This is a genomic window from Kitasatospora sp. NPDC059747 (genome assembly GCF_042732955.1).
Lineage (GTDB): Bacteria > Actinomycetota > Actinomycetes > Streptomycetales > Streptomycetaceae > Kitasatospora.
On sequence record NZ_JBHWGV010000129.1, the window covers coordinates 1 to 7,834 of the forward strand.

At 71.7% G+C, this 7,834-nt stretch carries 6 protein-coding genes; 4 read left to right on the forward strand and 2 right to left on the reverse strand.

From position 1 onward, the window contains the following. Both ACFV4G_RS36560 and ACFV4G_RS36565 read right to left on the reverse strand, forming a co-directional pair. Nucleotides 1–790: mechanosensitive ion channel family protein (locus ACFV4G_RS36560; RefSeq protein WP_380446570.1), on the reverse strand; the 790-nt coding region annotated here is incomplete at its 3' end. A gap of 347 nt (nucleotides 791–1,137) precedes the next feature. Next, entirely contained in the window at nucleotides 1,138–1,533 is a 396-nt protein-coding gene (locus ACFV4G_RS36565; protein ID WP_380446572.1) for an SsgA family sporulation/cell division regulator, read from the reverse strand. 313 nt (nucleotides 1,534–1,846) lie between these two features. Here ACFV4G_RS36565 and ACFV4G_RS36570 point away from each other — a divergent pair, with 313 nt between their 5' ends. From ACFV4G_RS36570 to dnaE, 4 genes are all read left to right on the forward strand, one after another. Further along, nucleotides 1,847–2,809, forward strand: coding sequence for a SigB/SigF/SigG family RNA polymerase sigma factor (locus ACFV4G_RS36570; RefSeq protein WP_380446575.1), 963 nt, complete (start codon nucleotides 1,847–1,849; stop codon nucleotides 2,807–2,809). A 107-nt stretch (nucleotides 2,810–2,916) separates the two neighbouring features. After that, the gene (locus ACFV4G_RS36575; protein ID WP_380446578.1) at nucleotides 2,917–3,357 is read left to right on the forward strand and encodes an STAS domain-containing protein; all 441 of its coding nucleotides are present in this window, start codon (nucleotides 2,917–2,919) and stop codon (nucleotides 3,355–3,357) included. A 188-nt stretch (nucleotides 3,358–3,545) separates the two neighbouring features. After that, complete coding sequence (locus ACFV4G_RS36580; protein WP_380446581.1) at nucleotides 3,546–4,004, forward strand: ATP-binding protein; 459 nt, start codon at nucleotides 3,546–3,548, stop codon at nucleotides 4,002–4,004. Nucleotides 4,005–4,215: 211 nt separating this feature from the next. Further along, the gene (gene dnaE / locus ACFV4G_RS36585; protein ID WP_380446584.1) at nucleotides 4,216–7,782 is read left to right on the forward strand and encodes a DNA polymerase III subunit alpha; all 3,567 of its coding nucleotides are present in this window, start codon (nucleotides 4,216–4,218) and stop codon (nucleotides 7,780–7,782) included. Nucleotides 7,783–7,834 lie beyond the last annotated feature (52 nt).

Below are 7,834 nucleotides of genomic sequence, written 5' to 3' on the forward strand. Positions count from 1 at the left end.
CCCCCACCGGTGTGTGGTGGTCGAGGTGGAGCAGCGCCGTGCCGGTGATCCGGCTGGAGCGGCGGGACCAGTTCTCGAACGGGCGGCCGACGAAGTAGGACATCGGCATCACCAGCCGTCGCTGGTCCCAGGTCTCGATCACCACGGCCGTCAGGGTGATCTCCTCCACCTTCCCCCACTCCCCGGCCACCACGACGACGTCCCCGATGCGCGCCAGATCGCCGAAGGCCATCTGCACCCCGGCGAAGACGTTGGCGAGCGTGCTCTGCGCCGCCACGCCCGCCGCCACGCCGACCAGGCCGGCGGAGGCCAGCAGGCTCGTGCCGACGCCGCGGACCTCCGGGAAGGTCATCAGGACGGCACCCAGCGTCGCGACGGCGACGATCGCCTGGCAGATCCGGCCGAGCAGGCCGACCTGGGTCCGGGCGCGCCCGGCCCACACCGGGTCGCGCCGGTGGACGGCGATCCTGAGGGCGCCCTCGGCGAGGAGCGCGACGAGGCGGCCGCACAGCCATCCGCCGGAGGCGATCGCGAGGATCACCGCCAGGTGCCGCAACCCGGCGCGGGCGGCGGGCGGCGCGGCGATCCACGGTTGCGCGGCGGCGAGCACGAGGCACGCCGTCAGCGCCAGGACCGGCCGGCGGCAGCGGCGCACCGGGAGCGGCACGCCGGCCGGGCCTCCGGGGACCGCCAGCCGCCGCGCCACCGCCTGCGCCACCCGGTCGAGGCCATAGGTGACGACGGCGGCGACGACGCCGGCGACGCCGAGGCGGAGCAGGCTCCACCACATGTGCCGGTCTCCTTTCCGCGGCTTTCCGCGGCGACGGGTTCGAGCGGGCCGAACGGCTGGTTCAGTCGGGCGGCTCGGGCGCTTCCGGGTGGCCCGGCCGCGGCCTGGCCGGTTCGGGCGGGGGCCACAGGGGGTCCGGATCCGGGAGCGGGTCGGGCGGGGGCTCGGGCGTGCCCGGCGACGGCGGAGGGTCGGGCACCACGGGCGGGCCGGGCGGCCGGGTCGGATCCGGCGGCGCCAGGGGCTCCGGCGGGAGCGGTTGTGGTGGCGGGAGGCCGGGCTCGGCGGGGGTGAAGGCCATGGGTGACGTCTCCTCTCCAGCGGGGGGACGGATCGATTCGGTGCGGTCAGGCGGCGAGCAGGTCCTTCAGCTCCTGGTCCCAGTCGATCCGGGTGTGTTCGAGCCCGGGCGGCACTATCCGGGCGGTGGCGGCCAGGAACCGGGCGACGGCGTCGGCGGAGGCGGCGAGCAGGGCGACGCCCTCGTCGTCGGCGAGCGCGATCAGCACGTAGGCGTCGTCGAACGGGGCCACGTGGACGTCGCCCTCCCCCGCGGGCCCGTGGAGGCCGGCGACGAGCAGGTCGCGCGAGAGCGTCCACGCGGCGTCCGGCTGGAAGTCCGCGAAGTCCAGCGCCACCGCGTGCGGTTCGTCGGACCGGTAGGACCAGCCGACCTCCAGGAGCCGGCTGCGTTCGTCGCCGGTCATCAGTCGCATGGTGATCCGGGCGGCAAGACGTTCCATGGGCGTTTCCCCTTTCCCGGGTTCCTCGGGCCGGGACGACCGCCGGCTGTCCCGGCCCGTGTGTGTGGTGTCCGGCGGTCCGGCGCGTCCGCCGTGACAGCTCGGCTGCCCCGGTTGCCGCGGTTCATGCCACCGGATCGGAGAACCGCCCGGGACACCCGAGGATCCGCCGCCGAGAATCCGCCGCCGAAGATCCGCTGTCGAGGATCCGCAGTCCCCGGCCGTTCACGCGATCCTCACACCGGCCACCGGCATGGATCCGGACTCGGCGGGTACCCGGGGACGGACCGTACGCCGAGGGGAAAGGACCGACATGGCCACGACCAGTGACGAACTCCTCCACCGCGCGACAGGCCGGGCTCCGGACGAGGCCCCGGCGGTCGGGGCGCCCAGAGACCCTCGCGCCGCCACCCCCGCGCTGGACTCCCCCGCAGTGGACTCCCCCGCACTGGACTCTCGCGGACTCGACGGCATCCCCGGGCTGGACGGCATCGACGACCCCCGGCACGTCGCGCCCGCCGACGCGCGCGAGCTGACGCGGGTGCTGCTGGTCCGGCTGGCGGCGCTGGAGGAGGGCACCCGCGAGTACTCCTACGTACGCACCACGCTGATCGAGCTCAACCTGTCGCTGGTCCGGTTCGCGATCCGCCGCGTGGGCAACCACCAGGAGCCCGTCGAAGACCTCGTGCAGGTCGGCTCGGTCGGCCTGATCAAGGCGATCGACCGTTTCGACCCCGACCACGGCGCGGAGTTCACCACCTTCGCCCTGCCGACCATCCTCGGCGAGATCCGCCGCCACTTCCGCGACGCCACCTGGGCCGTCCACGTGCCGCGCCGCCTCCAGGAGCTGCGCATCACCCTCGCGAAGTCCCGCGACGAGCTGTTCCAGCGCCTGGGCCGGGCGCCGACGGTGCCCGAGATCGCCGCACACCTCGACCTGTCGGAGGAGGAGGTGATCGAGGGTCTCGCCGCCGCCAACGGCCACACCGCGGGCTCTCTCGACGCCCCCGCCACCGAGGGGCGGCAGGAGCCGAACCCGCTCACCCAGCGCCTCGGCGAGGAGGACCCGCGGTTCGCCACCGTCGAGGACCTGATCGTCCTCAAGCCCCTCATCGCCGCCCTGCCGGAGCGCGACCGGCTCATCCTGTCGATGCGCTTCGGCGAGGACCTCACCCAGTCCCAGATCGGCGCCCGCCTCGGACTGTCCCAGATGCACGTCTCCCGGCTCCTCACCCGCCTGTTGAAGAGGCTCCACGCGGACCTCACCGCCCCGTAAGCCGGCCCCGCACTCCCGCGACGCCGCGCACGCCACCCACGGCCTTGGCCGCACCCGGGTGGCGTGCGTACGCTCGTGGAGCACACCCGTGGAGGGGAAGCACGACGATGCCCGCAGAGCAGACGATGCCAGCAGAGAACGAGCCCGCGACCGTGCCGACCACCGCGTTCCCCGGCCCCTTCCAGGCGGGCTCCCGCCCCCGGCCCGACCTGGTCGTGCACACCCGGCACACCGACACCCGGGCGGCCGTCTGCGCGCTGGCGGGCGACCTCGACATCGAGGGCCTGGAGCCCGCCAGGAACGCGCTCCACGACCTGGTGGCCCGGCGCCCGCCGCTGCTCGTCGTCGACCTCGGGCTCGTCGACTTCTGCGACTCCTCCGGCCTGAACCTGCTGTTGCGGACCCGCGTGGCGGCGATCGCCGCGGACGTCGGGTTCCGCCTCGCGGCACCGTCCGCCACCGTGCTGCGGCTGCTCGAACTGACCTGCGCCGACAGCGTCTTCTCGCTCCACCCGTCCGTGGACGCGGCGCTCGCCGCACCGCTCTGACCGGCGGCGCGAATCCCGCCCCGAGCCCGGCGCGGTCGAATCCGGTCGACGGCGCGCATGATCCGCCCACGGCCGGGAATCCGAGCAGACGAAGCACGACAAGCACGACCAAGCATGACGAATCGCGACCAAACGCACCGAAACAGACGAAACGGACCACGACGCCGAAGCCGAAGGGGACCCCGCACATGACGACCAGCCGGGCAACCCTCGACGACGACCGGCCGGGCACCGGCCCCACCCTGCCGCCCGGCGGACAGCGCCGCCGCCTGCACCTGGCCGGGCAGCCGAAGCCCGTCGCCCGCGCCCGCGCGTACGCCGCGCAGGCCGTCGCCGACTGGTCGTGGCCAGCGGGCGGCTCCGGCGCGGACGACATCGTCCTCCTCGTCGCCGAGCTGGTCGCCAACGCCCTGCTGCACGCCGGCGGCCCGGAGGACCTCGTCCTCGACGCCTCCCCGGCCCGTCTGCGCATCGAGGTCACCGACCGCTCGACCACCCTGCCCGAACCGCGCCTGCCCCACCGCCCGGGCGTGCCGGGCGGGCACGGCCTCTTCATCGTCCGGAACGCCGCGACCCGCTGGGGCGCCCAGCCGCACCCCGGGGGCAAGACGGTCTGGGCCGAGCTCGACGCCGCTCCGCCGCGGTGAGGTCGCAGCCGTCGCCGTGCGGCGCAACTACCGCGCCCTGAAGCACTAGTGACCCGAGCACCGCCCTGTCAAGGCGGCGGGAAGGATCCGTCAAAGTATCCGCCGCGGACGCCCCGCCCGGCGCGTCGAACGCTCCGACCCGCTAGCCTGGACCGCTTGTTCCCCCCGCGTTTCCCGCGGTCCCCGAGATCCCTCCGAGGAGCACAGCGCCGTGTCCGACAGCTTCGCGCACCTGCACGTCCACACCGAGTACTCGATGCTGGACGGGGCGGCGAAGAACGGCAAGCTGTTCGCCGAGGCGGAGAGACAGGGCATGCCCGCCATCGCGATGAGCGACCACGGCAACATGTTCGGCGCGTACGAGTTCTTCCACGCCGCCGCGAAGACCGGGGTGAAGCCGATCATCGGCATCGAGGCGTACGTCGCCCCGGCCTCGCGCTTCCACAAGAAGCAGGTCTTCTGGGCGCCGGGCGGCCAGCGCCCCTCCGGCGCCGACGGCGAGGGCGGCAAGGACGTCTCCGGCGGCGGCCGCTACACCCACATGACCATGTGGGCGCAGAACGCGACCGGCCTGCGGAACCTCTTCAAGCTCTCCTCGCTCGCGTCGATGGAGGGCTACTACATGAAGCCCCGCATGGACCGCGAGCTGATCGCCGCCAACGCGGGCGGCATCATCGCCACCACCGGCTGCCCCTCCGGCGAGGTGCAGACCCGGCTGCGCCTCGGCCAGTACGACGAGGCGGTCAAGGCGGCCGGCGCCTACCAGGACATCTTCGGCAAGGAGAACTACTTCCTGGAGCTGATGGACCACGGCCTCGACATCGAGAAGGACGTCCGCGAGGACCTCCTGCGCCTGGCCAAGCAGCTGAACATCCCGCTGCTCGCCACCAACGACTCGCACTACGTGACCGCCGACCAGGCCGACGCCCACGACAGCCTGCTCTGCGTCGGCGTGGGCAAGAACAAGGACGACCCGAACCGGTTCAAGTTCCAGGGCACCGGCTACTACGTCAAGACCGCCGAGGAGATGCGCGAGCTCTTCCGCGAACTGCCGGAGGCCTGCGACAACACCCTCGCGATCGCCGAGCGCGTCGAGTCGTACGAGGAGGTCTTCACCTACGTCGACCGGATGCCCCAGTTCGACGTCCCCGAGGGCGAGACCCAGGCCTCCTTCCTGCGCAAGAAGATCGAGATCGGGCTGCAGCACCGGTACGGCGACAGCCCCAGCCAGGAGGTGCTGGACCGCATCGAGCTGGAGATGGGCGTGATCACCCCGATGGGGTTCGACGCCTACTTCCTCGTGGTCGCCGACATCTGCCAGTACGGCCGGGACAACGGCATCCCGGTCGGCCCCGGCCGAGGCTCGGCGGCCGGCTCGATGGTCGCCTACCTGACCGGCATCACCCAGCTGGACCCGCTGGAGCACGACCTCCTCTTCGAGCGCTTCCTCAACCCCGAGCGCATCAACCCTCCGGACGTCGACATCGACTTCGACGACCGCCAGCGCGACCAGATGGTCCGCTACGTCACCGAGAAGTACGGCGCCGCCTACACGGCCCAGGTGAACACCTTCGGCACGATCAAGGCCAAGGCCGCCGTGAAGGACGCCAACCGCATCCTCGGCTACCCGTTCTCCATGGGCGACCGGATCACCAAGGCGATGCCGCCGGACGTCATGGGCAAGGGCGTGCCGCTGGCCGACCTGTTCGACGAGAAGCACGCCCGGTACAACGAGGGCACCGAGATCCGGGCGCTGTACCAGAACGAGCCGGACGTCAAGAAGATCATCGACACCGGCCGGGGCATCGAGGGCCTCATCCGCGGCACCGGCGTGCACGCCGCGGCCGTCATCCTCTCCTCGACCCCGCTGCTCGACCTGATCCCGCTGCACATGCGGGACAAGGACGGCGTGATCATCACCGGCTTCGACTACCCGTCGTGCGAAGCCATGGGCCTGATCAAGATGGACTTCCTGGGTCTGCGGAACCTGGGCATCATCGACCACTGCATCAAGATCGTGAAGGCCAACCGGGGCATCGACGTCGACATCGAGAAGATCCCGATCGACGACCCCACCACCTACCAGCTCCTGGCCCGCGGCGACACCCTCGGCGTGTTCCAGCTCGACGGCGGCCCCATGCGTGCCCTGCTCAAGCTGATGAAGCCCACCGAGTTCGCCGACATCTCCGCCGTGTCCGCGCTCTACCGGCCCGGCCCGATGGGCATGAACTCGCACACCAACTACGCGCTGCGCAAGAACGCCCAGCAGGAGATCATCCCGATCCACCCCGAGCTGGAGGAACCGCTCAAGGACGTCCTCGGCCCCACCTACGGCCTGATCGTCTACCAGGAGCAGGTCCAGCGAGCCGCCCAGGTGCTGGCCGGCTACTCGCTCGGACAGGCAGACCTGCTGCGCCGCGCGATGGGCAAGAAGAAGAAGGAGGTGCTGGAGAAGGAGTTCGTGCCCTTCCACGCGGGCTGCAAGGAGCGCGGCTACTCCGACGAGGCCATCCAGGCCGTGTGGGACGTCCTGGTCCCGTTCGCCGGCTACGCGTTCAACAAATCGCACTCCGCCGCGTACGGCCTGGTCTCGTACCAGACCGCCTACCTGAAGGCCAACTACCCGGCCGAGTACATGGCCGCGCTGCTCACGTCCGTCGCCGACGACAAGGACAAGATGGCGGTCTACCTGGCCGAGTGCCGGCAGATGGGCATCAAGATCCTCTCCCCCGACGTCAACGAGTCGGTGGTCGACTTCACCGCCGTCGGCAGCGACGTCCGCTTCGGCCTCAAGGCCGTGCGCAACGTCGGCGTGCCGGTCATCGAGTCCCTGGTGCGCACCCGCGCGGAGAACGGCAAGTACACCTCGTTCCCCGACTTCCTGGACAAGGTCGAGCTGGTCGTCTGCAACAAGCGCACCGTCGACTCCCTGGTCAAGGCCGGCGCCTTCGACTCCCTCGGCCACACCCGGCTCTCGCTCAGCAGCGTCCACGAGACCGCGATCGACGCCGTCACCGGGGTGAAGAAGCAGCAGGCCATCGGCCAGGACGACCTGTTCGGCGCGATGGACACCGGCGACGGCGACGGCCCGGGCATCGGGCTGGACTTCCAGCTCACCGACCAGGAGTGGCCCCGCCGCCAACTCCTCGCCCTGGAACGCGAGATGCTCGGCCTGTACGTCTCCAGCCACCCGCTGGACGGCGCCGAGCACATCCTCTCCCAGAACCGCGACACCTCGATCGCCGAACTCCTCGGCTCCGGCCGCTCCGAGGGCGAGGTCCGCCTCTCCGGCCTGATCACCGGCGTGGACCGGCGCATCAACAAGGCGGGCAACGCCTGGGCGATCATCACCCTCGCCGACCGCGACGGCTCGGTCGAGGTGCTGTTCTTCCCGGCGACCTACAACCTCATGGCCGACCAGATGATCGAGGACAACGTGATCTCGGTCCGCGGCCGCCTCAACGAGCGCGACGGGTCGCTCAGCATCTTCGGCCAGGAGATCAGCACGCTCGACGTCTCCTCCGCCGAGCTCGGCACCAAGCCGCCGGTCCAGATCACCGTCCCGGTCTCCCGGCTCACCCCCCAGGTGGTCGCCGAGCTCAAGCTCGCCCTCCAGGCCCACCCGGGCGACGTCCCGGTCCGCCTGCTGACCACCAACTGGGACAAGAACACCCTCTACGAGCTCGGCTTCCTGGTGAACCCCGACAACGGCCTCGCCTCGGACGTCAAGACCCTCCTCGGCAACCGCGCCTGGGCGGGCGCGGCCGTGCGGGCCTGAGCCCGGTCGCCTGAGGTGGGCCGCGCGGGGGGGGGCGGGGGCGGGCCCCAAC